The organism is Bartonella sp. B30(2025) (assembly GCF_053793825.1).
In genome coordinates this window covers 131,044-156,851 of the sequence record NZ_CP200034.1, presented here as the reverse complement: position 1 = coordinate 156,851, position 25,808 = coordinate 131,044, and the positions used below count along the sequence as shown (strand labels likewise).

Here is a 25,808-nt window from a genome sequence, read left to right as displayed (position 1 = left end):
CTTCATCTCTTCTTAAAAATTTTCAATAAAAAAACTCTGAGATTAACAATACAAAACTTATCGCTAAATTTTTCTTTTATCTCTATATCACACTTCTCGTTTTGCAAAATATCCATTAAACTTAAAGATATTTCTTCTCTAAACTAGAGTTTTCTATAACCAATTAAAACTACTACCATCCAGAAAAAATTAATAAGCCTCAGAATAATTTTTGATTATTTCATTATCCATTTCATAAATTGCTTAAATACACCTTATTTCATATCCCATAATAATACTTTTTTCTGTTATTTAGAGAGATAAAGATTGTTTCTAAATAATAGAACAGTCAAAAATTTAAGAACTTATTAAGATAAACGATTAAATCATTTCCACCCTATTTTTTATTCATCAGCTGAAAGCTTTTATCTTCACTGTTTTTATTGAATTTGATCTTCTTTTTGCACTAATAATAACAAAAGTGATATTTATTTTAACGTTCCAAGATTAAAATTTTTGTATATTCCTCCAGACAAAATAATATTACTGTTTTATAAATTTATGATATTTTTGTAATAAATCATCCTATAAAAAAGCTCAGTATGTCTGACTTCTGAACATTAAATTTTTAAAAATGGTACAATTATCTATTTTTTGTAAAAATAAAAACGTTCTATAAAAAATTGACTTATATTTCATACAGTTTGTAGTTAAAGAAAATTTCTAAAATCAATATTTTTGTTTGAAAAAATCTACCTTAATTTTCAAAAATTCTTTAAAATCGTTAAAAACTTATCTTTGTGATTGACAATATAAGTATTTAAGCCAAACATACCCGTGCTAATAAAAGTGCTTTAAAGGGGGAGTGTAATGCAAGTATTATTGGAAATATAGCATCTATTTTTTAATGAAATTTATTAAATTTGATTGAATGCATTCTTGTATAAAAAACGCAGAATACGCGTCTCTTAAGCTAAAGCATATATAATTGAATTATTTTGAATATACTCTCATTAACATTATAACTTGTTTTTGAGCTCTGTGTCATAAGGAAAAAGTTTGTGCAAAAAAATACTCCATCAATTAATTGCAGCCCCTTTCCCGCTTCACGCAAAATTTATCAACAGAGTCCTCTCTTTTCTGATGTAAAGGTACCATTTCGTGAAATTTCATTAACAGAGGGAAGTAATGAAAAACCTATAAATATTTATGATACTTCTGGTCCTTACACTGACAAAAATATCACTATTGATATTACAAAAGGCTTGCCAGCAATAAGCTCATCTTGGCTATCTCAACGTGCAGATACTGAAGCATATCCTGCACGACCAATGAAACCTGAAGATAATGGACTCACTGGTGATAAAAGTCTTACACCGATTTTTGAACACAAAAGACCCGTTTTGCGAGCAAAAAATGGCAAAGCAGTTACACAAATGGCTTATGCACGTGCAGGTATTATTACTGCAGAAATGGAATATGTAGCTATACGAGAAAATGAAGGGATAACATTAAAAGACCAGCAAAAAATGCAATCGAGAGAAGTAGTTGATGGATCAATTCCAGAAATTTACACAGCAGAATTTGTTCGCAATGAAATTGCATGCGGACGCGCTATTATTCCTCAAAATATTAATCATCCAGAATGCGAACCCATGATCATTGGACGCAATTTTCGTGTTAAAATTAACGCAAATATTGGCAATTCAGCAGTTACTTCATCTATGGCAGAAGAAGTTGATAAAATGGTTTGGGCCATTCGCTGGGGAGCCGATACAGTTATGGATCTTTCAACGGGACGAGGAATTCATAATATTCGTGAATGGATTATTCGAAATTCTCCTGTCCCCATTGGAACCGTTCCAATTTATCAAGCACTAGAAAAAGTACAGGGTATTGCTGAAAATTTAACATGGAATATTTTTCGCGATACACTTATCGAGCAAGCAGAACAGGGGGTTGATTATTTTACCATTCATGCAGGATTAAGATTACCCTTTATTCCTCTCACTATTAATCGTACAACAGGTATCGTTTCACGCGGTGGTTCTATTATGGCAAAATGGTGCCTACATCATCATAAAGAAAATTTTCTTTACGAACATTTTGATGAGATTTGTGATATTGCACGTATGTATGATATTTCTCTTTCATTAGGGGATGGGCTTCGCCCTGGATCTATCGCTGATGCCAATGATGAAGCTCAATTCGCCGAGCTTCAAACTTTAGGAGAATTGACAAAAATTGCGTGGGAAAAAGATGTTCAAGTGATGATCGAAGGACCTGGTCATGTACCAATGCACAAAATTAAAGAAAATATGGATCAACAATTAGATCTTTGTCATGAAGCGCCTTTTTACACTTTGGGACCTCTTACAACAGATATAGCTCCCGGGTATGACCATATTACATCAGCAATCGGTGCAGCTATGATTGGGTGGTTTGGAACTGCTATGTTATGCTACGTAACCCCTAAAGAACATTTAGGACTCCCTGATAAAAATGACGTCAAAACTGGAGTAATCACTTATAAAATTGCTGCACATGCTGCCGATCTTGCTAAAGGTTTACCCAGAGCACAACTGCGCGATGATGCTTTATCACGAGCACGATTTGATTTTCGATGGCATGATCAATTCAATCTTTCTCTTGATCCAGAAACAGCCTGTACTTTTCATGATGAAACCATGCCTAAAGAGGCTCATAAATTAGTACATTTTTGTTCTATGTGTGGACCAAAATTCTGTTCTATGCGCATTTCTCATGATATTCGTGATGCAGCAGCAAAAAAAATAAAGGATGAAGGTATGACCACCATGGCAGAAAAATACCAAAAAAATGGTGATCTTTACGTAGAAGTGAACCCTACCCCAAAAAAGATAGTAAATAGTTGACGAATATTCTTATAAAAGGTGCGGGCGTAGGCGGTTTAACAGTTGCCTTTATGTTACAACAAAAAGGAATTTCTGTTACTGTATCGGCTCCACCTCTTGCTCCTATAGGAACTGCCAGTTGGTATGCAGGAGGGATGTTAGCACCTTACTGTGAAAAAGAAAGTGCTGAACAAATTGTTGAAGATCTTGGTATAGAAGCTATACGATGGTGGAGTAAAACGCTTCCCAATTTTGTAATACAAAGGGGAACTTTAGTTGTTGCATCTGCACGAGATATGGCCGAGCTTGAGCGGTTTGCAATGCGCACGCACAATTACAAAACCATAAATAGTGCAGAAATAGCTCATCTTGAACCAGATCTGACAGAACGTTTTAACCGTGCACTCTTTTATGAAGATGAAGCACATATTGATCCTCGCAAAGCGCTTATCACTTTAAAAGAAAATCTCATAAAAAATGGAGCACATTTTGTTGACGTAGGAATATCTGAAACAAATTTTGATATTATTATTGATGCAACGGGAATAGCACGTTTAAAAGAAGACAAAAATATGCGAGGCGTACGTGGTGAAATGTTACTAGTGCGCAGTACAGATATCAAAATTTCTCGTCCAATTCGTCTTCTCCATCCGCGTATTCCACTTTACATTGTCCCTCGACCAGATAATATTTTTATGATTGGAGCAACAATGATTGAAAGTGATTTTAACGGTGCTATCTCTGTGCGATCAATGATGGAATTACTGAATGCAGCTTATACTTTGCATCCCGCTTTTGCTGAAGCAGAAATCATCGAGTCTGGAGTTGGTATACGACCGAGCTATCCTGATAACTTCCCTTACGTAGAGAGACGTGGTAATTATATTTTCGTTAATGGATATTATAGACATGGTTTTCTTTTATCTCCAGAAATGGCAAAGCAAGCAGTAAAGTTAGCATTGGAATAAATTATGCAAATATTTGTTAATGGTAAAATCGTACAAACCGAAGTCATCTTTCTCAATCTATTACTTGAAAAATTGGGTTATAAAGGCGATTGGCTAGCAACCGCTGTTAATGCTGAAGTTATTTCTGCAGATGCACGAAGCCAGTTTGTTTTGCATGAAGGTGATAAAATTGAAATTTTAAGTCCAATGCAAGGAGGCTGAAATTATGCTGAATCTTTATGGACGACAATTTTCTTCCCGTCTTATGTTAGGTACAGCTCAATACCCTTCCCCAGCAATTCTGCGCGATGCTATTCATAAATCTGGTACAGAAATCATTACAGTTTCATTGCGTCGAGAAACCGCAGGAGGAAAACAAAGTGGACAATTTTGGCAGTTTCTGACAGAGCTTGATATAACGGTACTCCCCAATACTGCTGGTTGTTACACTGTTAAAGAAGCTGTTACAACTGCAAGATTAGCACGAGACCTTTTTAAAACAGCCTGGATTAAACTTGAAGTTATTGGCAATCCAGATACTTTACAGCCAAATGTTTTTTCCTTAATTGAAGCAGCGAAAATTTTAAATAGTGAAGATTTCCAAGTTTTTGCCTATACAACAGATGATCTTATTGTTGCTGAAAAACTTTTGGACGTTGGTTGCCGTGTTATTATGCCTTGGTGTGCTCCTATTGGATCCGCTAAAGGTCCTCAGAATACTGATGGATTGCGCTCCATCCGCGCTTACCTTCCTGATATTACTCTTGTTATTGATGCTGGTATCGGGCGTCCTTCGCATGCTGCTGTTGCCATGGAACTTGGATATGATGCCGTACTTCTTAACACGGCAGTTGCGAAAGCCAACGATCCTGTTTTAATGGCTGAAGCCTTTTCTAAAGCTGTACAAGCAGGACGTATGGGGTATAAAGCTGGCATGCTTGAAGCACGAAATATGGCGGTTCCTTCAACGCCAATTATTGGAAAAGCAGTATTTTCATGAAATTAGATCCCTTTTATCTTATCGTTGACAGTGCTGATTGGATTGAGCGCTTGGTTCCTCTTGGAATTAAGCTCGTACAATTGCGTATGAAAAATGAAAATCCTCAAATAATTCGCCAACACATCAAACGTGCAAAAAATATATGCTATAAGTTTGGAGTACAATTAATCATTAATGATCATTGGACACTAGCGATTAATGAAAAATGTAATTTTATCCACCTTGGACAAGAAGATTTAAAGAATGCTGATCTTTCCGCAATTCGTAAAAATGGTATTAAACTTGGTCTTAGTACACATGATGAACATGAATTAGATATCGCGCTATCTGTTAATCCTGAATATATTGCTCTTGGACCTATTTACCCAACCATCTTAAAAAAAATGAAATGGGCGCCACAAGGTTTAGAAAAAATCAAACAATGGAGAAAACAGATTAGCAATTTACCTTTGGTTGGCATTGGTGGTTTAACACCAGAGCGCGCAATTGGTGTATTAGAAGCAGGAGCGAATAGTGCTGCTGTTGTGACTGATATTATCCTTCATAACTATCCTGAAGAACGCGTTAAACAATGGATAAAGGCAACACAAACATGGCGGTAATACCTTCTATTCTTATTGTTGCGGGAACGGATCCAACAGGAGGTGCTGGAATTGTTCGTGATATAGAAACCGCTGCACATTTTCAAATAAAAGCAAATTTAGCAATCACATCTGTTAACGTGCAAAATGATGATCACGTAGCCGAAACTGTCCCAATGAATGGAGACATCATTGTCGCACAAATGCGCATCGCTTTAGAAGCAAACCCTATAAGTGCAATTAAAATTGGTATGACAGGCACCAAAGCAATTATAACAGCAATCTGTAATGTGCTAAAAGATTATCCTCATATTCCTGTGGTTTTTGATCCCGTTCTTGTTGCCTCATCAGGAGGAAAATTAACGACAGAAACAATTGTAGAAACGATTATAAATCAACTGCTTCCTCATGTATATATTTTAACACCCAATATAGAAGAACTTGCCATTCTCAGTCAAAGCCTATTAGCATCTCATCATGAAGAAGCAATACAACAAGCAAAAAAGCTTCTATCATTTGGTCCACGCTATATATTAGTAAAAGGTGGACATACAAATACTCCTCTTGCAATTGATAGTTTAGTTAGCAAAACTGAGATAATAAATATCCCTTCTTCCCGTTTAACAGGAACAATGCGTGGAACAGGTTGCACTCTATCGAGCGCTATTACAGCGCATTTAGCGTTAAATGAATCTATAACTGAAGCAGTGAAAAAAGCAAAAGCGTACACTTACACACTGCTCCTTAATCATTGCCAAAAACAATGTTAAATTAACATTATGTTATTTTTTTTAAGTGCGTTTATCACCATTCTTATTCTTATATAAAGATCAGTAACAAAAATATCATAAAGCTTGAAGAATAATTCTGTTTGGTTTATTCATTAGTAGACCGATTATCAGAAAAAATACAATGTTAAATCACACTCAGCACCCAATCTCTTATGAAGAACTTTTAAATTTTTACAAAGAAAGTGGTGCTGATGCCGTATTAACTGATGTGCCTATTAACCACTTTAATCAAGATATTTTTTCAGAAAAAAAATCAAGGTCGGCAATCAATATTTCTCATAATCCACAAGCATCACCAGGTAAAAAACAGCATAGTTCTCAATTGCTTAACCCCGATATCACACAGCACATGCTTGCAGCTATAGATATGGCAAAAAATGCTCATACACTTGATGAATTAAAATCTGCACTCCTTGCGTTTAATGGCTGCTCATTAAAATTAACAGCAAAAAATACCTGTTTTGCAGATGGAAAGGCGGGAAGCCCACTCATGCTTATAGGAGAAGCCCCAGGACGCGAGGAGGATATACAAGGCATTCCTTTCGTAGGAAAAGCAGGTATGTTGCTTAATAAAATATTAGCGTCAATTGGCTTAACAAGAGAAAATGTTTACATAACCAATACCATTCCATGGCGTCCACCAGGCAACCGCACCCCAACTCCAAGAGAAGTTGCTTTGTGTCGCCCTTTTGTTGAAAGACATATCCAGCTCGCTCAACCTCGTATCCTTGTTGCATTAGGCGGAATCGCTACACAACTTCTTACAGGAGCTCAAAATGGAATTATTCGAACAAGGGGAAAATGGCTTACTTATGTAGGAGAAAACGAAGTCACGATTCCTGTTATGCCAACTTTTCATCCAGCCTATCTTCTGCGAACCCCCAGTCAAAAAAAGCTTACATGGATGGATTTTTTAGAAATAAAAAATTACTTAAATAATATTTTATAATTCTTTAATATTACTTTACTTAAAAAATATAAATTACTTTTTATTATTTATACTCTTAAATATAGCTAGGAAAAATTATGGAGCAATTAGCAACACCTGTATATCGTTTAGAAGATTATCAACCTACTCCTTACGCCATTCCTAAAACACAGCTTCATTTTTGTTTGGATCCAACAAAAACGCGTGTAACAGCAACATTGCTAATTGAAGCTCGTCAAAATACAAAAGAAAAAACTCCCCTTGTACTTTCTGGTGATGGTCTTACATTAGTCTCTGTTGCTATTGATGGCAAGATATTGGACAAAAATGCTTATAAAAGCACGCCTTCGCATTTAGAAATTACAGCTCCACCAGCAACTCCTTTCACATTACAATTAGTTACAGAAGTAAACCCTGAAAAGAACCTTACACTTATGGGACTTTATCTTTCAAATGGTGTCTATTGTACACAATGTGAAGCAGAAGGGTTTCGTCGCATTACTTATTTTTATGATCGCCCAGATGTACTTTCTATCTACACAGTAAAAATTGAGGCAGATTCTAAAACAAGTCCTATTTTACTTTCTAATGGAAACCTCGTACAAACAGGAACACTTGAAGATAATCGCCACTTCGCTATTTGGGAAGATCCTCATCCTAAGCCATCTTATCTCTTCGCTTTAGTTGGTGGAGATCTCGATAAATTGGAAGATCATTTTATTACTGTATCTGGCCGGCATATTAAACTTGGCATCTATGTAGAAAAAGGAAAAACTGAACGAGCAGTTTACGCAATGGATGCGCTAAAACGTTCTATGCGTTGGGACGAACAGCATTTTGGACGCGAATATGATCTTGATGTATTCAATATCGTTGCTGTTTCCGATTTTAATATGGGTGCAATGGAAAATAAAGGTCTTAATATCTTCAATGATAAATATATTCTTGCAGATCCTCAAACAGCAACTGACCATGACTATAGAAATGTAGAACGCGTCATCGCCCATGAATATTTCCATAATTGGACAGGCAATCGCATTACTTGTCGTGATTGGTTTCAACTTTGTCTAAAAGAAGGATTAACTGTCTATCGTGATCAGGAATTTTCCTCAGATCAAAATATACGCAGTCTTCAACGCATTGAAAACATAAAAACATTAAAAGCTACGCAATTTATTGAAGATGCTGGTCCACTTGCTCATCCTGTGCGTCCTCGCCAATATAGCCAAATTAACAATTTTTATACCACAACTGTCTATGAAAAAGGTGCAGAAGTGGTGCGCATGATACATACGATTTTGGGAGCAGCTCTCTTTCGTAAAGGTATGGACCTCTATTTTCAGCGCAATGATGGAAAAGCTTGTACGATTGAAGATTTTATCGCCTGTTTTGCTGAAGTTTCTGGTCGCGATTTTTCACAATTCATGCTGTGGTATGAACAGGCAGGCACACCCAATGTAGAAATCGATAGCCATTATAGTGATGGTGTCCTCACGATCCATGCAAAGCAACATGTTCCAGAAACACCACAACAAAGCGTAAAAAAACCTATGTTTATTCCTATTGCATTTGGTCTTTTAGGACATAACGGAGAGCCTCTTACGTATGAAGCTGATACAGACATTCAGTCAGATGTAATGCTGCTATCCAAAGAAAACCAAACATTCACATTAAAGGGATTGCACGAAAAGCCTGTTTTATCACTTCTTAGAAATTTTTCTGCACCTATTATTTTACATACTCCGTTCAATGAAAGCGAACTTATCTTTCTTGCCAAAAATGATAGTAACCAAGTTAATCGCTGGCAATCGCTTAATCATTTGATGACACGTGCACTCACTCAAGCCATTCAAGATAAAACATTAGCAGAAGAGGCCATGCCTTCTATTTTGCTCAAATTAATTGAAGCAATCATTACAGATGAAAGTCTCGAACACGAATTTCGTGCATTTTGTTTAAGTTTACCTAGCGAAGTTGAACTTTCAAACATCATTGGTGAAAACATCGATCCAGACCGCATCCATCATGTACGTAACCAATTTTTAGCTTCTATCGCCCACACCCATCTAGAGCTTTTCACAAGAATTTATACACAGATACAAGTTGAAGAATCTTATTTGCCAAACACTGCACAAGCTGGAAAACGGGCATTACGAAGCATTATACTAGACTATCTTTCCATTGCTGAAGCTAAACCAGATCGTGCTGCAACACAATATGCAATGGCTGATAATATGACTGACCGTATGGCCAGTATAACCATTTTAGTAAAGCACTTTCACGAAAGTAAACAAGCACAAGATGCTTTAAATGACTTTGAAAATCGATATCGTCATGACCCACTGGTGATGGATAAATGGTTTTCTATTCAAGCAATAGTTGCAGGATCATCAACACTCGACCATGTAAAAAAACTTATGCAGCATCCTCTTTTTTCACAAGATAATCCTAATCGTATGCGTGCTTTGATAGGCATGTTCGCATCTAACAATTTAACAGGTTTTAATAGAATTGATGGGGCATCATATGATTTTCTTTGCCAGCTCATTTTAGAAATTGATAAAAAAAATCCACAGCTTGCTTCACGATTATTAACAACAATGCGCTCTTGGCGACAATTAGAACCTATTCGACAAAAAAAGCTTGAAACTGCATTAAAAACAATTGCAACAGCTTCTCAACTATCAAGCGATGTGAAAGATATCATCAATCGCATGCTTTCTTAAAAAATAATATTTATAATCAATATATTACAACATAATTTAGATCATCTATAAAGATTAAGCTCATAAACAGACAATTCAAATCTGTTTATGAGCCATATTAAGGTTCCTGTTTCTTTTCATACACTATGCCCAGACAAGTAAAATAACTTTTTCTAAAAAAAAGACTGGACAGAAGACTCCTGTTTTGATTCACTAGACCTATGGAGTTATTATGGATGTTGAAGCAGTTTTTTAGCGATATTTTTGCAATTAGAGGAACTAAAAATGGCTAAATTGGACGCATATAATGCGCCAGCAGAAATGCACGTTGTATCAAAACCAAGCACTCAAACTCGCAAAATGCGAGCAGTGCATATCAATTTGCTTTCTAGTTCTACCTACAAAAAGTTTTTATCCATTGAACCTTGGCTACGACGCTCTATTCCAATTGTAATTTTTATATTCCTTTTTGTGCTAGCAGCAATTCGTTTTGCGCTCCTCTATGATTGGCATAACACAATTGATAAAAATGCACGCTTTACAATTCCTCTCTTAGCCGCTCACATTGCCAATGTAATTGATCGTGACTTACTGACTGCAACTCAACCAGAAAAACCTGCTATTCTTTCTCATCATCATTTGCAAAATATTTTGACTGATTTTCGCAACAAAGGTCTTATTAACTCAAGCACTGTGATTGCTATAGTAGATCAAAAAGGCATCGTCTTGGCATCATCCAGCCCAGAAATTGTTCTAGGAAAATCTTTAAAAAATTTTAGCTCTGAGAGTACTATTTTACAGTCTCTAGGACAATATACCGATACCATGCAAATCACAATGGGTAGAGATGATCCTGCCTTAGCTTCGTTTAATCAAACAAAAAACAGACAATATGGTGTATTCGTTAGTCAAAAAACACATCATATCTACGCCGAATGGCACAAAATTTTTTCATTAAACATAATACTGTTGATAGGAACTGCTAGTGTTATTCTGGCTCTTCTTTATGTTTATTACAATCAAATAGTACGAGCACGCAATACAGATGCAATTTCAGAGAAAATTCAAAATCGCATTGATATGGCAATGATACGCGGGCGCTGTGGATTATGGGATTGGAATATGGGAAGTGGACGCGTTTATTGGTCACGAGCAATGTATGAAATGCTTGGCTATGTGCCTCAAGATGCACTATTATCAATATCCCAGATTACCGCGATTATAGATCCAAATGATGCTAACTTTTTTGACCTTGCTCAAGAATTAATGAATGGTAAAAAAAAGCATATCGATATCAATGTTCCCATGCGTCATGCTGATGGACATTATGTATGGATGCGCATTCGAGCTGAAATTACTGAAGAGGAAGAAGAGCCCCATTTAGTTGGTATTGCCTTTGATATTAGTGAACAACGTCAATTAGCTGAACAAACAGCACAAGCTGATCTTCGTATCCGCGATGCTATTGAAAATATTTCAGAATCTTTTGTATTATGGGATTCAGAAAGACGTTTAGTTATGTCTAATAGCAAATTTTGCGAATACGCAGCTATTCCTAAACAGATTCTACAATCTGGTATACAACGCTCGACCGTTGAGGCTATGGCACGTCCTGCAATTAGTGAGCATCTCCTTAAGGATGATGGGGCTGGTAACTTAACCAGTATTCGTCAAACAGCAGATGGTTGTTGGCTCAAAATTAATGAACGACGCACTCAAGATGGGGGGCTTGTTTGCATTGGAACAGATATTTCTGAACTTAAACAACAACAAGAAAAATTTGAAGATAGTGAAAAACGTCTTTTTTCTTTCATTCAAGAACTCAAACGAGCACGAGGAAATGCTCAGCAACGTGCAACAGAAGTTGAAAAACTTAACAAAAGTCTGAAAGAAGAAAAAGAACGTGCAGAAAGTGCGAACAAAGCTAAATCAGAATTTTTAGCCAATATGTCTCACGAATTGCGTACTCCACTTAATGCGATTCTTGGTTTTTCTGATATTATGTTGCAATCTACTTTCGGTCCTCTTGGCTCACAACGCTATGAGGAGTATGTGCATGATATTTATAGCTCAGGAACCCATCTTTTAACTCTTATCAATGATATCCTTGATATGTCCAAAATCGAAGCTGGCAGATTTACTCTTGACTGTCAAAATATTGATCTTGAGCCTATTATTAGTGAAGCAGTACGAACCTTAACGCCGCAAGCACAAGAAAAAAATATTTCTGTTACAACCAATATTGCTCCAGAACTTCATGCTGAAGTTGACAGTCGTGCTATGAGACAAATTTTCCTTAACCTCATCTCTAATGCTGTTAAATTTACCCCTTCAGGTGGTAATATTGAGGTTTGTGCATTCCAAAAAAGAAACAATCTTATTTTTAAAATTAAAGATACAGGAGTTGGGATTCCTCAATCAGCAATCAAAAAACTTGGACAACCTTTTGAACAAGTAGAAAATCAATTTACTAAAACGCACACTGGTTCAGGTCTTGGATTGGCCATTTCACGCTCTTTGGTAGAATTACACAAAGGTACACTTGAAATTACTTCCAAGGAAATGAAAGGCACAACTGTGACCATTACAATGCCAATTAATCAAAATAAATCATAAAAAACATACCTTTGTAATATCAGGCATAATATATATGATTAACAACAAAGATAATTGCGCAAATAGAGAGAGATAACGCTAAACTTATTTTTATCTGAAATAATAATTGTAATATGGGTGTCAAAAAAACATTGATCATACAGAGCAATATCTTTCAAAAAGTTTAGCATGTTTTAATAAATTATTGGCTAAAATAGCCACTTTTGAAAACCAACCAGATATGTAATACTCATGAACTTAAAAGTATTACATAGCAAAAGGTGCATTTATTTATCTGACAACATTTAAATAAAGCATTTAAAATTACGCAAAAATAACGATAAGATTATAATCATAACTTATAAAATCAACTTGCTTTTTTTTATTTTAAATAGAAGAAATAAATGACTTTAAATTTATTTTTTACTTATTTTTTTTATGCTTTTTAGCCAGCAAAACCATTCTTATCACGAAAACATAAAGAAAAAAGCTATACTTTTAGAAAAGCGCTTTTTATTTTTACTTCTTGAAAAAATATTTTACTTTTCATTTTGGATCGGTTTTTTCCAAAATAGTTGTTACATGAAAAAGCAGGAAACGCGTTTTTAAGGAAATAATAATATAGCTTTGAGACCTGGATTGGCGTTTTCAAGTAATAGCTCACCTCCATGGAGTTTCATAACAGCTTTTGTTATGCTTAAGCCAATACCAAAACCAGGCTGTGTACGACTTTCTTCAAGTCGAACAAATCGCTCTGTTACTTTGTCACATTTGTCCGGTGCAATTCCTGGACCATTATCGCTGACAATTACTAATAAATGTGCACCACGGTATTCCATTGATAAGCAAACCTCTGCCTTCCTGCTATCTTTAGAGGCATATTTAATAGCATTATCAATAAGATTAAAAATTGATTGTGCAATAAGTTCACGATTCAATGGTATGTCCTTATCAAATGTATTTCCTAACCGGAGTAAAACGCCTGATTCTTCAGCAAAGGGCTCATAAATCTCAACTGCATCTTCAAGAATTCGTTTCATATTCATAGTTTCAAGATGCTCAATTGTACTACATGCTTCAATGCGTGAAATCATTAAAATAGCATTAAAAGTGCGAATAAGCTGATCTGATTCAACAATAACACTCTCAAGTATTTGTCGATATTCAAGCTCTGTCTTTTTACTAGAAAGCGCTTCTTCGGCACGATTTCTAAGACGCGTTAATGGTGTCTTAAGATCATGGGCAATATTATCCGATACCTGTCGTAAACCCGTATTTAACTCTTCAATTCGATCCAACATAACATTCAGATTGGCTGATAATCGATCAAATTCATCACCTACCCCAGAAACAGGTAAACGCCCACTAAAATCACCTTCCATTAAACGTTGAGAAGCAGCTGTTACATGATCGATCCTATGCAATGCTCGCCTACCAACAAAAAACCATATTAATAAAGCTCCCCCAACCATTGCGGCAAGAGCAATGATGACTGCTTTACGCATCACCTTTACAAAACGTTCTGGCTCATCTAAATCTCGCCCTACAAGAACCTTCATAGCATTGGGTAAAGCAACAATAATTGCTAAAGCACGGTGTTCACTTGTTTTGTCATGTTCTCCAAAACGTGAATATAAAAAAGACTTCGAAAGAAAACCATTATTATGATTTAAAAGTCCAGGTTCAATATGTGCAACGTTACCTGCTAAAATGCGTCCCATAGGATCAGTAACCAAATAGAGGAAGGCTCCTGGCTGCCGCGATCGATAATCAATAGTGCGCACCAATAAAGGTAATCCACCATAATTATAAGCATTTTCGATACGTTTTAACTCTTCACGCAAAGCTTGTTCAGTTTGCTTTGTTAACAATGAAGCAGAAAATAGTATTATATAAACTGATAGCCCTGTTGCTACTAACCCAAATAATAAAATATAAAGTGCCGAAAGTCTTAGCGCAGTTGTGCGTAATATATTAATCAAACGATTCATATTTTATTATCTGGCGCTTTCAGCATATATCCAGCTCCACGCACAGTATGAAGAAGTGGAATATCAAAATCCTTCTCAATTTTTGCTCTTAACCGAGAAATATGAACGTCAATAACATTTGTCTGTGGATCAAAATGATAGTCCCAAACATTCTCCAAAAGCATAGTACGCGTCACAACCTGACCCGCATGCCGCATTAAATATTCCAGTAAACGAAATTCCCGTGGCTGCAATGTAATATTAATGTTACCACGCTTGACTGTATGTGCTAACCGATTAAGCTCAAGATTACCTACATGATAAATAGTTTCTGCTTTTTCAGAATTTTTTCTACGCTGCAACACTTCAACACGAGCAAGAAGCTCAGAAAAAGCATAAGGCTTTGTTAAATAATCATCTCCCCCTGCACGCAAACCTGTTACACGATCATTAACCTGCCCTAAAGCAGAAAGAATAAGAATTGGTGTTTTATTTCCTTTGGCACGCAACTCAGAAATAATAGAAAGACCATCACGATGCAAAAGCATCCGATCAACGACCATAACATCGTAATTTTCTGTTTCAGCTAAAGCGTATCCAGTATCTCCATCATACGCAACATCAGCTAAATGCCCTGCTTCTAAAAAAGCTTTTTCGAGATAACGTCCTGTTTCACGATCATCCTCGATAACAAGTATCTTCATAAAACGGAATCTCCATTATTTTATCAAACACAGTCATAGGATAGAGGCTTACAAAGCCTCCATCCTACTCATAAAAATGTTACTTTTTTAAAATTGGAAGTGGAACAAAACGATTTTGACCATTTGTTTGTAATTGTAAAAGTATATGATTTCGTCCTAATTTTTGTGCTTCTTTAATGATATTGGTAATATCAGATACTTTTTTAACAGCTTTATAATTAACTGTAATAATTACATCACCAGGACGTATCCCTTTATCTGCAGCGTCCGAATCTGAATCGACACTCTTTACAACCAGACCTACATCATCATCAGAAGGAGCAACAACTAAACCGTAGTCTTCTAATGTTTCATCTAAATTATTGCGCCCTTTTTGAGATTTTGACTTTTGTTGTATATTTTCCTCTTCAGGCATTGTATCGAGTTTTACCTTGAGAGTTTCCTCTTTACCAGATCTTAAAATAACTAAGGTTACTATTTCTCCTGGCTTAATATTGCCAATACGCTTAGCTAAATCACGGGCATCATTAATTTTTTCACCATTTACTGAAATAATAACATCACCTGCCTTAACTCCAGCCTTTTGTGCAGGTCCCTTCAACGGATCAGTAACTAAAACACCTTTAGCTTCTTTTAAGCCTATTGATTCAGAAATTTCTTTTGTTACAGACTGAATTTGAACCCCAAGCCAACCACGTTGAACAGAACCTTTTTCAATAAGTTGTTGCACAACCTGTTTTGCTGTTTCTGCTGGAATAGCAAAAGCAATACCAACATTTCCTCCAGAGGGAGAAAAAATCGCTGTGTTAACTCCAATAACCTTTCCATTAAGGTCAAAAGTTGGCCCACCAGAGTTTCCACGATTAACAGCAGCATCAATCTGAATAAAGTCATCATAAACACCAGCGCCAATATCACGTCCACGCGCCGAAACGATACCCGCTGTCACAGTTCCACCAAGACCAAATGGATTACCAATCGCAACAACCCAATCACCAACGCGAAGCTTTGAATCATCACCAAAATCAACATACGAGAATTTTCTTTTCTCATCTACTTTCAATACTGCAAGGTCAGTACGCGGATCTGTACCAATGAGTTTTGCCTTCAATTCTGTACCATCATCAAGAACAATAGAATAGCTTGAACCGTCAGAGATAACATGATTGTTCGTTACAATATAACCATCAGACGAAATAAAAAATCCAGATCCAAAAGCTATAGGCGTGAGTTTACGTGAACGATGTGAAGGCGTGTGATCTTGTTTACCACGATTATAAAATTCATCAAAAAATCTTTTTAAAGGATGCTGATTTGGCAACATATCAAATCCTGGTGCATTGTTAAAAAAATCGTTAAAAAAACTCTCTTCTTTCTTTTTGTTGCCTTTTACTTGTACTGAAACAACAGCAGGTTTTACTTGGGAAACAACATCTGCAAATCCTTGTTGTTGCACTACTGAAGTAAAGATAGAATTTGCATAAGCTGGGCTTGTCCACAAATTTGACACAGATCCACTAAAAAGTAGAGCAGTCTCCATAACTGCAAAAAGGCTTGCCGCAGCTAATTTCGTAGAGAAAGTTTTTTTCACCATTTACGTACGCTCCTGTTCAATAATTAATTTTATTTCTATTGCGCTTAAATCATAAGACAATAGACCTTACCATTTTCTGTCTAAATTATTAAAGTTTTGTAAGATTAGATAAAAAGAATTCATAACCATAAACGGAATTAAACTATTAAATGAATTTAAACGCACAAAATATTTCTTTTCCGATATTTCAATAGCTATTTTTTATATTTATATCGTTTCATCTGAAAAAATAAGATACAAATACCAGCGATCATAATTATTAAAGGCGATAGCCATAAAAACCATGTTGTTTTATTAAAAGGTGGTTTCAATAAGATAAATTCACCATACCGTTCAACAAGAAAATCAATAACCTGCTGATTACTCTCACCCATTTTCAATCGTTCGCGAATTAGAATCCGCAAATCACGTGCCAGTAATGCATCTGAATCATCAATTGACTGATTTTGACAAACTGGACAACGCAAATTTGAAGAAATATTGCGCGCACGCGATTCAAGAACTGTATCCTTTAAAATTTCATCTGGCTCCACTGCTAGAGCTAATGGGAGAGACAAAACAACAATAAAGAAAAACAAAATCCAAAACAGGCGCTTTTTCATCTCAAGTCCTTTTGACATTTAATATGAGAAGCTTTTTTTCGATGCAAGCCAACACGAGACCAATAACTTAATAAAGAAAAACATCCTCCCATAGCCATCATCAATGCACCTAACCAAATACAAATTACGTAAGGCCTCCACCATATATGCACAACAAGTCCTTGATCATCTATATGTCCTGGAACAATATACAATTGGGATAGACCGTAACTGCGAATACCAACTTCTGTTGTTGATATCATTTGACTGGGATAAAAGCGCTTTGATGCCATTACAGGAGACAACATACTTTTGTTTTCATATATTGCAAAATTAAATTCCATTACAGAATAATTTTTACCAGAACCTTCTTGCACTTTATCAAAGCAAATGGTTTTATTTGCTATCGTCACCATATCCCCTACGTTCATAGTTAAAATACGCTCTTGTGTGAAAGTTGCAACATAGACAATTCCAAACAGTGTAACGCCTAATCCCATATGTGCTATTGCAGCACCAAAAACTGACCATGGCAATCCAATCAATCTCTTCATTCGTATTGACAATGCTGTTTTGCGATATCCACTCTTTCCCCAAAGATCAGCTAAGCTTCCCAAAAAAACAAAAATGGAAAGCCCAATTCCTAAAACAGCAAAGACATCATGCAAAGATGCTGCATAAAATATTACAAAACAAGTTGCGCTAACCAATGCAAAGACTAACCATAACCGTTCAAAAACCGCGATAAAATCACCGCGTTTCCATGCCATCATCGACCCAAATGGAACAAGCAACAACAATAACATCATTAAAGGTCCACAGGTGAGATTAAAAAATGCAGCACCTACAGAAATTTTTTCTCCAGTTAATGTCTCAATAAAATAAGGATAAAGCGTACCAATTAATATTGTGATTGTTATTGTTATTAATAATAAATTGTTTAAAACAATAAAACCTTCACGAGAAATTGGCTGAAATAATCTACCTGTTTTTAAAATAGGTATACGCAAAGCAAAGAGAAAAAACGCTGTTCCTGCCAACAAGAATAATATAACAAAAATTGCCCACCCACGCGCTGGATCAAGTGCAAAACTATGGACAGATATTAAAAAACCCGAGCGAACAAGAAAGGTCCCCATAAGAGAAAGCGAAAATGTAAGTATAGCCAAAAATAAAGTCCAGCATTTCAATGTTTCTCGTTTTTCCAAAACAAGACAAGAATGCAAAAAAGCTGTCCCTGAAAGCCAAGGCATAAATGAAACATTTTCGACTGGATCCCAAAACCAATAGCCTCCCCACCCTAGCTCATAATATGCCCAATAGGATCCAACCATAATTCCCAGTGTCAAAAAAATCCAAGACAGAAGAAGCCAAGGACGAACCCAGCGCGCCCAATTTCCATCAACATGTCCCACAACTAATGCAGCTATTGCAAAAGAAAAACAAATAGAGAAGCCAATATAACCTAAATAAAGAAGTGGTGGATGAATTGCTAAAGCGACATCTTGTAAAGCAGGGTCAAGACCATTGCCTTGCAACGCCGGTGGATCAACACGTAAAAATGGGTTAGATACAAAAAGAATGAATAAAAGAAAAGCGCTTAGAATATAGCTTTGGCAAATTAAAACTATCGCTTTAAATTGCTCAGGCAAATGCTGGCTAAACAGTGCTACCAACGTACCCAAAAAAGCTAAACCTAAAACCCATAATAATACCGATCCTTCATGATTCCCCCAAACACCCGTAATTTTATAAAGTATAGGTTTTTCCGAATGACTATTCTCAACAACATTTAAAACAGAAAAATCAGATACAATATAAGCGTATACAAGGATTAAAAAAGATAATAATACAAATATAAAAGTGACATGCGGCAATAATGCTCCTACCTGCATCAACACATGCTCTCTTCGTAAAATACCAAAAGTGGATAAAATAATCTGTAGCAAACTAACTGCAAACGCCGCAGCTAAAAAAATATGACCTAATTCAACGAGCACAACTTAATTGCCTTTCCACATCGTAGCGCTTTTTTAAGCAATTAACTGCCGTCTTCGGCATATAGGTTTCGTCATGTTTGGCCAAAACACGTGTACCAATAAAAAGCCCCCGTTTATCAAAATATCCCTCTACAATAACTCCCTGTCCTTCACGAAAAAGATCTGGCAATATACCATTAAAAATCACCTTTTCATGTTTTTTATTATCCGTTATGAAAAAAGTAATTTTTGTCTTATCAAGATATTGAACAGTTCCCTTTTCAACAAAGCCGCCTAAACGTAAAGAACGTCCCATAAGAATATCTTCTTTTGTAATTTCTGATGGCATTCGAAAATAATTTACCGTATGACGCATTGCGTACACAATAAGACTTATCGCAATAAATATAACAAAAATACATAATAAGATCATCAGCACGCGACTTTTTTTTCGCTGCTTTAAAACAGCTTTTAATGAAGAAGAATTCCCTAAAGACTGACTGTTCATAGCCTATCTACAAAAACCATTTTTATAAATGCAATATGCTAAACATTAAATTATTATATATTCTAGCTTTTAAATGAGTCTGCATATCTTGTAGAGAAGTACAACTTCTTTTCTCATATTTTTCCGTTCCCAGAGGATTTTTGATCCAATAATTGTAAATTAATCATCTTAATCATCAGCACTTTCTGGATATTCTGATTGTAGTAAAACACGTAACCGCGTAATCATTGCTTCAATATGCAATCGTCCTGAAAAATCCTCAGGCATTGTATCAAGAAAATCTTGTAAATACTGTATTGCCTGCATAAGTTTTCCTTCTTGACGAAACGCACCAGCTAACAATAAACGAGGATAAAAATCTTTTGGTGCTAAATCTACAGCTTTTTTAAACGCATTTTGCGCTTTTTGTGTAATCATTCCACCCTCATAGCCAACCAATGCTAAACCATACCCTACAAGTCTTGGAGCAGATTCTCCATTTAGGCGAAGCGCATCTAAATAAATATTGACTGCTTCCTGAAAATAACCTTCCTCAAGGTATCCTACTGCCAACATATCTGCGAGCTTGCCATCATTAGGTGTACGCAAAAAAAGCACTTGTAGACGGACAAGTTGTTCATCCTTACTAAGTATCTCTGGATCCTTGTCCATTAATTCACTAAAAAAATAACTTTTTGCTTTTGGATTTCCCGTCAAACTATAAATGCTCCATGTTATAAAAATAACAAATAGCACACTACAAACTTTAAGAATGTGTTTATTTTTACAACGTGTGAAGATCTTGTTAAAGACAACAAATTGCATGCAATTTCTGTATACATTAAAGGTAAAAAATTGCCGCTCTTTATTTTTTCCTATAACGAAACCCGAGCGAAAAAAAAGAATAATCGCTAAAAATAGAAAAAAAATTGTAACCCAAATTAACAACAACATATCACTTTGATACCAATACGAAAATCAAAAAGCGTAGTTAGTTATCCTATTCTCTTTCTCTCATTTTTTCTTGTTTTTTAAAAAATTAACAAAAAATATTCAAAAACTATTTTGGTATGTAGGAAAAGTATAACTTTTTAAAGTTTGTCATAAAATAACATATAATAAAAGTATGAAATAAGCTCTCTTTACATCATAATAACTTATAGGAAATGATTTCTCTACTATGTGCATTATATACATAAACATGGCTTTATTTTATACACTTTAAGTGTATCTATTTTTTTTTTTAAGCAAAGAGAATATGCTTATCGTTTTGGTAATAAAATTTTTGCATATAACCCACCTAAATCAGAACGCGATAAGAAAAAACTTCCACCATATTCACTGACCATATCTGAAACAATTGCTAAGCCCAAACCTGTTCCTGGTTTGCTTTCATCAAATCGACGCCCTCTTTTAAAAGCTTCACCAATTTGTTCTGCTGTTAAACCAGGACCATCATCTTCCACAACGATACTAAAAAATTTTGATTCTCCAATATCGTTTTCCAGACAACAAGAAATCATAACTTTTGTATGAGACCACTGAGCAGCATTTTCAATTAAGTTTCCCACAATTTCTTCTAAATCTTCTCTTTCACCAGAAAAAACAATATCATCAGTATCCATAACAAATTGAATTTCTTTTTCAGAATTAAGCTTTTTCATCACACGCACCAGACGATCAATAACTGTGCGGACAGGTGTTTGATAAATAACACTATCGAACTGAGCCGCAATCCGAGCGCGCTGCAAATAATGATTAATTTGAGCCTGCACCATTTTTGTTTGTTCTCTTAATAAAACAGCCTGTTCTCCGTGCATCTTATCAACCTCATTCATAATAACTGATAAGGGCGTTTTCAATGAATGAGCAAGATTACCAACTTGCGTCCGAAACCGTTCAATAATCCGTTGATTATTATTAATAAGAGCATTCATTTCCTGCACTAATGGCATCACTTCGCTAACTAAATCCGTATTCACATATTTAACTTTACCCTCGCGAATATCATTCAATGCTTGTCGAATGCGCTTTAATGGTTGAAAGCTAAAGAAAATAATAGCAATGTTGATGAGAATACTGCCTATACCAAAACTCCAAAGAAAAATTTGCAAAATTTTCTTAAATTCCTGCACTTGTGCATGCACTTCATCAATATTCCCAACAAGACGAAAACGCGCAATATGATTTTGATCATCAAGAACCACATCACTCTCAATAACTTGTAACTTCTGATCATTAATTCCATTGATTTTATAAAATCGAAAAAATTGGTCACCAAAAGGTATGTCAACATTACTTGATGAAAATATTTCTCCTGTTCCCAATGATGGGGATGTTAGTCTACCCTGTAAATTAGGTGATAATGCAACAACTTCCCAATACCAACCTGATGTTGGATCAGAATAACGAATATCATTAACCCCAAGCTCTCCCCCTTTCAAATTTCCATCAGGTGACACAGTTACTGTCGCAATAAGACTGTAAAGCTGAGCAGTAAGAATATGTTTCAGACTTTCTTCACCTGAGCGCTGATAAAACAAAACACTAATTGCAGAAATCGATGAAAGCGAAATAACAGCCCATACGGTTGACAAGATCATAACGCGTAAACTGAGAGATTTAGCAACTAAAAAAAATATTTTCCTCAGCCAGCTATTGTTTTTTAGCATGATCATCAATCACCTGACGCTCTTGCTCGATAGCCCATTCCGCGAATAGTCTCAATTAAATCCACTCCAAGCTTCTTACGCAATCGTCTCACAAAAACTTCAATTGTATTCGAATCTTTATCAAAATCTTGATCATACATATGTTCAATAAGCTCTGTCCTTGAAACGACCTTATCACTATGATGCATAAGATATGAGAGGAGTCTGAATTCATGGGAGGTTAGTTTAATCAACTGATCATTAACAAAAACACGAGAAGTCTTGGTATCTAACAAAACATCACCACACCGTAGCGTGCTTGTTGCATGACCTTTAGAACGACGAATTAATGCTCGCAACCGCGCCATGACTTCTTCTAAATGAAACGGTTTGACAACATAATCATCAGCACCTGCATCAATGCCTAATACCTTATCAGACCAGCGATCTCGTGCTGTTAATATTAAAACAGGCATGAGATGCCCCTCTTGGCGCCATTTTTTAATAACATTAATTCCATCCAAATGCGGCAAACCAATATCGAGAATCACAGCATCATAAGACTCTGTGCTTCCTAAAAAATAGGCCTCTTCTCCATCAAAAGCACTATCCGAGACATACCCAACACTTTTTACAGCTTCGACTAATTGATGATTGAGATTCCGATCATCTTCAACAATTAAAATACGCATTATAATATCTGCCAAGCTCTTAAATTAATAAGCGGGAACGGAAATCTCAACACGGCGCAGCTTTTTATCATCATGAGCAGGAACAACAACCACAACCACACACATATCTCTTCCATTCTGAACAGTGGGAGTTGAACGCACTAATACCCCGCTTTGCTTTGCCGCAACATCTCTCCCAACTTCTACACATTCAGAAGCTAAAACAGATTTTGTGCTTAGCAGAATTGCTACCATTATAAATGAGAAAACTTTTTCTATCATAAACATCTTATAATATATTTTATATGAATATAAAATGAACAATCTTTTTTCTATTTATCCAAAAATTAGGTGTAAAGAATACTCTTCCCTGGAAAAATAAAATAATATTCAAGTAATATTTTATTTTTACTAACTTTAAATATTATATTTAAATATTATAAAATAATCATCTATCAAATAATAAAAAAAATTAATAAACAAATAAAACATAAAAAATAAATCATTGTAGTTTTTAAATAAAATTTTTTCTTAAAAAAAACTATAGCAAAAAAATACTTGTATTCCATATAATAATTTAAATTTATTTGATTGCATCACTTTATTATAAACTGTTTAAAATGTTTGATTTTTTAAAAAAAAAGAAAGCAAAACGCAATAAGCCATTCCACAGTCCTGCACTCATTGAATTAGACGCATGGTTAGACACTATATTTTATCGTCTTCGCTCCATTAATAATTTTTTCTGGAATAAGTCAAAAATTGCTTCACAATGTTTACATATACAAGGATGGAAACGATTTATAGTCGAAATTTTTGATGAAGCACTAACATTAGGATTAATCGGTTTTACTTGTTTCACTATTATGGGAATTTCTGTTTTTGAATTGACAAAAAAGGATTGGGATTTGCCTAAAAATTTTTCCATTCTTTTTTTAGATCGATATGGAAATCCTATAGGCAGTCGTGGTGCATTATCAGCTGTGTCTGTTCCTGTGGGAAAAATGCCTGATTACGTCATTAAAGCAGTTCTCGCGACAGAAGATCGTCGTTTTTTCGATCACTGGGGTATTGATTTGCAAGGACTTACACGAGCTATCTTGCAAAATATGCATGCAGGAGGCGTCGTACAAGGCGGTTCAACCATTACACAGCAACTGGCTAAAAATTTGTTTTTGACAAATGAAAGAACCATAACGCGTAAAATTAAAGAAGCTTATCTTGCTCTCTGGTTAGAAGCTAATTTCAGCAAGAAACAAATCCTACAACTTTATCTTGACCGCTCATACATGGGAGGGAGCAATTTCGGTATCGCAGCCGCAGCAAAATTTTATTTTGGAAAAAACATACGCAACGTATCCCTGAGTGAATCCGCGATGTTAGCAGGACTCTTCAAAGCTCCAACTAAATACGCTCCTCACCGCAATCTCCTTGCAGCTCAAACACGTGCCAACGTGGTTCTTTTAAACCTCGTTAATAGTAAATTTATGACAGAGAGCCAAATTATTAATGCCCATCGTCACCCTGCCAAACCTATTATAAAAATAAAAAATAATCAGCCTGACTATTTTATTGATTGGGCATTCAGCGAAGTCAAAAAAATTGGTGACAAACTACCAACTCACACCTTGATCGTTCAAACCACTCTTGACCCATATATTCAAAAAGTAACAGAAGAATCCATCACCTATCATTTACACAAATATGGGCCACAATATCGAGCAACACAAGCTGCGGCTGTCATTCTTGACAATGATGGATCTGTACGCGCAATTGTTGGGGGATTGGATTATAATAAAAGCCAATTTAACAGAGCAACACAAGGTGGACGGCAGCCCGGTTCCTCATTCAAACCTTACGTGTACGCAGCAGCTGTGGAACGTGGGTTATCTCCTTCAACAATCGTATTAGATGCTCCCATCAATTGGGGAGGATGGTCACCCAAAAATAATTCCGGTCGTTATCTCGGAAAAATTGATTTAGCAACTGCTTTAGCTTTTTCTATCAATACAATACCGGTCTATATTACACGTCAATATCTGAATCGTGATATTCAACCAATTATAAATTTGATTAAAAATATGGGTATTACTGCTCATATTTTATCACATAAAACAATGGTTCTTGGAACATCCAATATGACACCAATGGACCAAGCAACCGGTTTTAATGTCTTTGCCAATGGAGGCGTGGCTGGAAATCGCCATGGATTTACGCAAATTAGCACAACAGATGGTCGTGTTGTATGGAACTGGAAGAATGATGGAAATAAATTACACCGAGTTATCAGCAAACAATCAGCAGCATATATGAATCAAATGATGGTTGGTGTCACAACACGAGGATCTGGAAAACGTGCTGCCCTCCCTATGACTCTTGTTGCTGGGAAAACAGGTACATCACAAGCCTATCGCGATGCGTGGTTTGTTGGTTTCACTGGAAATTATACTGGAGCTGTATGGATGGGAAATGATGATTTTTCACCAATGAATCGCGCTTTTGGTGGTGTCGTTCCTGCGATGATATGGCATAATATTATGCTTCAAGCCCACCAAAATGTAATGATCAAACAACTTTATGGAGTCAAAAACTCTATTCTTCCTTATCAATCAAACACGTCTCCTTCTAATAATACCTCTATATCTTTTTCTCAAGTCCCTCACTCTCTTTCACCTGAAACATTAAATATTGTGCAGCTGATTAATAAAGATCTAAACAATCCTTCTGTAATATTTTTGAAAACAGGAGTTATTGAAGTTTCAACGTTTTAAG

At 35.7% G+C, this 25,808-nt stretch carries 20 protein-coding genes; 10 read left to right on the top strand and 10 right to left on the bottom strand.

The genetic code is table 11. From position 1 onward, the window contains the following. The first annotated feature begins 1,040 nt into the window (after nucleotides 1–1,040). The 9 genes from thiC to V4P55_RS00625 all read left to right on the top strand — a co-directional run bounded on the left by thiC (nucleotide 1,041) and on the right by V4P55_RS00625 (nucleotide 12,420). The gene (gene thiC, locus V4P55_RS00665) at nucleotides 1,041–2,873 is read left to right on the top strand and encodes a phosphomethylpyrimidine synthase ThiC (RefSeq protein ID WP_455474480.1); all 1,833 of its coding nucleotides are present in this window, start codon (nucleotides 1,041–1,043) and stop codon (nucleotides 2,871–2,873) included. Continuing rightward, nucleotides 2,870–3,820 carry an FAD-dependent oxidoreductase gene (locus V4P55_RS00660; protein WP_455474479.1) on the top strand — a complete coding sequence of 317 codons (951 nt, stop codon included), beginning with the start codon at nucleotides 2,870–2,872 and terminating at the stop codon, nucleotides 3,818–3,820. Before thiC ends, V4P55_RS00660 begins: the two co-directional genes overlap by 4 nt. A 3-nt stretch (nucleotides 3,821–3,823) precedes the next feature. Then, entirely contained in the window at nucleotides 3,824–4,021 is a 198-nt protein-coding gene (gene thiS, locus V4P55_RS00655; RefSeq protein ID WP_455474478.1) for a sulfur carrier protein ThiS, read from the top strand. A 4-nt stretch (nucleotides 4,022–4,025) separates the two neighbouring features. After that, entirely contained in the window at nucleotides 4,026–4,799 is a 774-nt protein-coding gene (locus tag V4P55_RS00650; protein ID WP_455474477.1) for a thiazole synthase, read from the top strand. Further along, the gene (locus V4P55_RS00645) at nucleotides 4,796–5,401 is read left to right on the top strand and encodes a thiamine phosphate synthase (protein ID WP_455474476.1); all 606 of its coding nucleotides are present in this window, start codon (nucleotides 4,796–4,798) and stop codon (nucleotides 5,399–5,401) included. The genes V4P55_RS00650 and V4P55_RS00645 overlap by 4 nt, the downstream gene beginning before the upstream one ends. Next, nucleotides 5,392–6,150: a hydroxymethylpyrimidine/phosphomethylpyrimidine kinase gene (locus V4P55_RS00640; protein ID WP_455474475.1), complete on the top strand. Its 759-nt coding sequence runs from the start codon at nucleotides 5,392–5,394 to the stop codon at nucleotides 6,148–6,150. Before V4P55_RS00645 ends, V4P55_RS00640 begins: the two co-directional genes overlap by 10 nt. A gap of 142 nt (nucleotides 6,151–6,292) precedes the next feature. Further along, a complete protein-coding gene (locus tag V4P55_RS00635; RefSeq protein ID WP_455474474.1) occupies nucleotides 6,293–7,120 on the top strand; it encodes a uracil-DNA glycosylase in 828 nt (275 codons plus the stop codon). A gap of 77 nt (nucleotides 7,121–7,197) precedes the next feature. Further along, nucleotides 7,198–9,825, top strand: coding sequence for an aminopeptidase N (gene pepN / locus V4P55_RS00630; RefSeq protein WP_455474473.1), 2,628 nt, complete (start codon nucleotides 7,198–7,200; stop codon nucleotides 9,823–9,825). 264 nt (nucleotides 9,826–10,089) lie between these two features. Next, nucleotides 10,090–12,420, top strand: a complete 2,331-nt coding sequence (locus tag V4P55_RS00625; RefSeq protein WP_455474472.1) for an ATP-binding protein — start codon at nucleotides 10,090–10,092, stop codon at nucleotides 12,418–12,420. A 584-nt stretch (nucleotides 12,421–13,004) separates the two neighbouring features. On the opposite strand, the gene V4P55_RS00620 is transcribed toward V4P55_RS00625, so the two are convergent. The 10 genes from V4P55_RS00620 to V4P55_RS00575 form a co-directional block, all read right to left on the bottom strand. Continuing rightward, complete coding sequence (locus V4P55_RS00620) at nucleotides 13,005–14,390, bottom strand: sensor histidine kinase (RefSeq protein ID WP_455474471.1); 1,386 nt, start codon at nucleotides 14,388–14,390, stop codon at nucleotides 13,005–13,007. Next, entirely contained in the window at nucleotides 14,387–15,073 is a 687-nt protein-coding gene (locus V4P55_RS00615; RefSeq protein WP_455474470.1) for a winged helix-turn-helix domain-containing protein, read from the bottom strand. The genes V4P55_RS00620 and V4P55_RS00615 overlap by 4 nt, the downstream gene beginning before the upstream one ends. 79 nt (nucleotides 15,074–15,152) lie before the next feature. Then, nucleotides 15,153–16,667 carry a Do family serine endopeptidase gene (locus tag V4P55_RS00610; RefSeq protein ID WP_455474469.1) on the bottom strand — a complete coding sequence of 505 codons (1,515 nt, stop codon included), beginning with the start codon at nucleotides 16,665–16,667 and terminating at the stop codon, nucleotides 15,153–15,155. A gap of 194 nt (nucleotides 16,668–16,861) precedes the next feature. Then, on the bottom strand, nucleotides 16,862–17,269 hold the full coding sequence (locus tag V4P55_RS00605) for a cytochrome c-type biogenesis protein (RefSeq protein WP_455474468.1): 408 nt from the start codon (nucleotides 17,267–17,269) through the stop codon (nucleotides 16,862–16,864). Further along, nucleotides 17,266–19,248 carry a heme lyase CcmF/NrfE family subunit gene (locus tag V4P55_RS00600; protein WP_455474467.1) on the bottom strand — a complete coding sequence of 661 codons (1,983 nt, stop codon included), beginning with the start codon at nucleotides 19,246–19,248 and terminating at the stop codon, nucleotides 17,266–17,268. The genes V4P55_RS00605 and V4P55_RS00600 overlap by 4 nt, the downstream gene beginning before the upstream one ends. Continuing rightward, nucleotides 19,238–19,735 carry a cytochrome c maturation protein CcmE gene (gene ccmE / locus V4P55_RS00595; RefSeq protein ID WP_455474466.1) on the bottom strand — a complete coding sequence of 166 codons (498 nt, stop codon included), beginning with the start codon at nucleotides 19,733–19,735 and terminating at the stop codon, nucleotides 19,238–19,240. Before ccmE ends, V4P55_RS00600 begins: the two co-directional genes overlap by 11 nt. A gap of 168 nt (nucleotides 19,736–19,903) precedes the next feature. Then, nucleotides 19,904–20,668, bottom strand: coding sequence for a tetratricopeptide repeat protein (locus V4P55_RS00590; RefSeq protein ID WP_455474465.1), 765 nt, complete (start codon nucleotides 20,666–20,668; stop codon nucleotides 19,904–19,906). Between the two features lie 308 nt (nucleotides 20,669–20,976). Continuing rightward, a complete protein-coding gene (locus V4P55_RS00585; RefSeq protein WP_455474464.1) occupies nucleotides 20,977–22,392 on the bottom strand; it encodes an ATP-binding protein in 1,416 nt (471 codons plus the stop codon). Then, the gene (locus V4P55_RS00580; protein ID WP_455474463.1) at nucleotides 22,392–23,057 is read right to left on the bottom strand and encodes a response regulator transcription factor; all 666 of its coding nucleotides are present in this window, start codon (nucleotides 23,055–23,057) and stop codon (nucleotides 22,392–22,394) included. Before V4P55_RS00580 ends, V4P55_RS00585 begins: the two co-directional genes overlap by 1 nt. A 24-nt stretch (nucleotides 23,058–23,081) precedes the next feature. Further along, nucleotides 23,082–23,318 carry a hypothetical protein gene (locus tag V4P55_RS00575; RefSeq protein ID WP_455474462.1) on the bottom strand — a complete coding sequence of 79 codons (237 nt, stop codon included), beginning with the start codon at nucleotides 23,316–23,318 and terminating at the stop codon, nucleotides 23,082–23,084. A 338-nt stretch (nucleotides 23,319–23,656) separates the two neighbouring features. Between V4P55_RS00575 and V4P55_RS00570 the strand changes: the two genes are divergently transcribed. Then, complete coding sequence (locus tag V4P55_RS00570) at nucleotides 23,657–25,807, top strand: transglycosylase domain-containing protein (protein WP_455474461.1); 2,151 nt, start codon at nucleotides 23,657–23,659, stop codon at nucleotides 25,805–25,807. Nucleotide 25,808: the final 1 nt, after the last annotated feature.

Excerpts from the sequence above, each read along its gene's own strand:
- thiS (WP_455474478.1), top strand. The coding sequence starts at position 3,824 with ATGCAAATATTTGTTAATGGTAAAATCGTACAAACCGAAGTCATCTTT.
- V4P55_RS00650 (WP_455474477.1), top strand. The coding sequence starts at position 4,026 with ATGCTGAATCTTTATGGACGACAATTTTCTTCCCGTCTTATGTTAGGT.
- V4P55_RS00645 (WP_455474476.1), top strand. The coding sequence starts at position 4,796 with ATGAAATTAGATCCCTTTTATCTTATCGTTGACAGTGCTGATTGGATT.
- V4P55_RS00640 (WP_455474475.1), top strand. The coding sequence starts at position 5,392 with ATGGCGGTAATACCTTCTATTCTTATTGTTGCGGGAACGGATCCAACA.
- V4P55_RS00635 (WP_455474474.1), top strand. The coding sequence starts at position 6,293 with ATGTTAAATCACACTCAGCACCCAATCTCTTATGAAGAACTTTTAAAT.
- pepN (WP_455474473.1), top strand. The coding sequence starts at position 7,198 with ATGGAGCAATTAGCAACACCTGTATATCGTTTAGAAGATTATCAACCT.
- V4P55_RS00625 (WP_455474472.1), top strand. The coding sequence starts at position 10,090 with ATGGCTAAATTGGACGCATATAATGCGCCAGCAGAAATGCACGTTGTA.
- V4P55_RS00620 (WP_455474471.1), bottom strand. The coding sequence starts at position 14,390 with ATGAATCGTTTGATTAATATATTACGCACAACTGCGCTAAGACTTTCG.
- V4P55_RS00615 (WP_455474470.1), bottom strand. The coding sequence starts at position 15,073 with ATGAAGATACTTGTTATCGAGGATGATCGTGAAACAGGACGTTATCTC.
- V4P55_RS00610 (WP_455474469.1), bottom strand. The coding sequence starts at position 16,667 with ATGGTGAAAAAAACTTTCTCTACGAAATTAGCTGCGGCAAGCCTTTTT.
- V4P55_RS00605 (WP_455474468.1), bottom strand. The coding sequence starts at position 17,269 with ATGAAAAAGCGCCTGTTTTGGATTTTGTTTTTCTTTATTGTTGTTTTG.
- ccmE (WP_455474466.1), bottom strand. The coding sequence starts at position 19,735 with ATGAACAGTCAGTCTTTAGGGAATTCTTCTTCATTAAAAGCTGTTTTA.
- V4P55_RS00590 (WP_455474465.1), bottom strand. The coding sequence starts at position 20,668 with ATGTTGTTGTTAATTTGGGTTACAATTTTTTTTCTATTTTTAGCGATT.
- V4P55_RS00585 (WP_455474464.1), bottom strand. The coding sequence starts at position 22,392 with ATGATCATGCTAAAAAACAATAGCTGGCTGAGGAAAATATTTTTTTTA.
- V4P55_RS00580 (WP_455474463.1), bottom strand. The coding sequence starts at position 23,057 with ATGCGTATTTTAATTGTTGAAGATGATCGGAATCTCAATCATCAATTA.
- V4P55_RS00575 (WP_455474462.1), bottom strand. The coding sequence starts at position 23,318 with ATGATAGAAAAAGTTTTCTCATTTATAATGGTAGCAATTCTGCTAAGC.
- V4P55_RS00570 (WP_455474461.1), top strand. The coding sequence starts at position 23,657 with ATGTTTGATTTTTTAAAAAAAAAGAAAGCAAAACGCAATAAGCCATTC.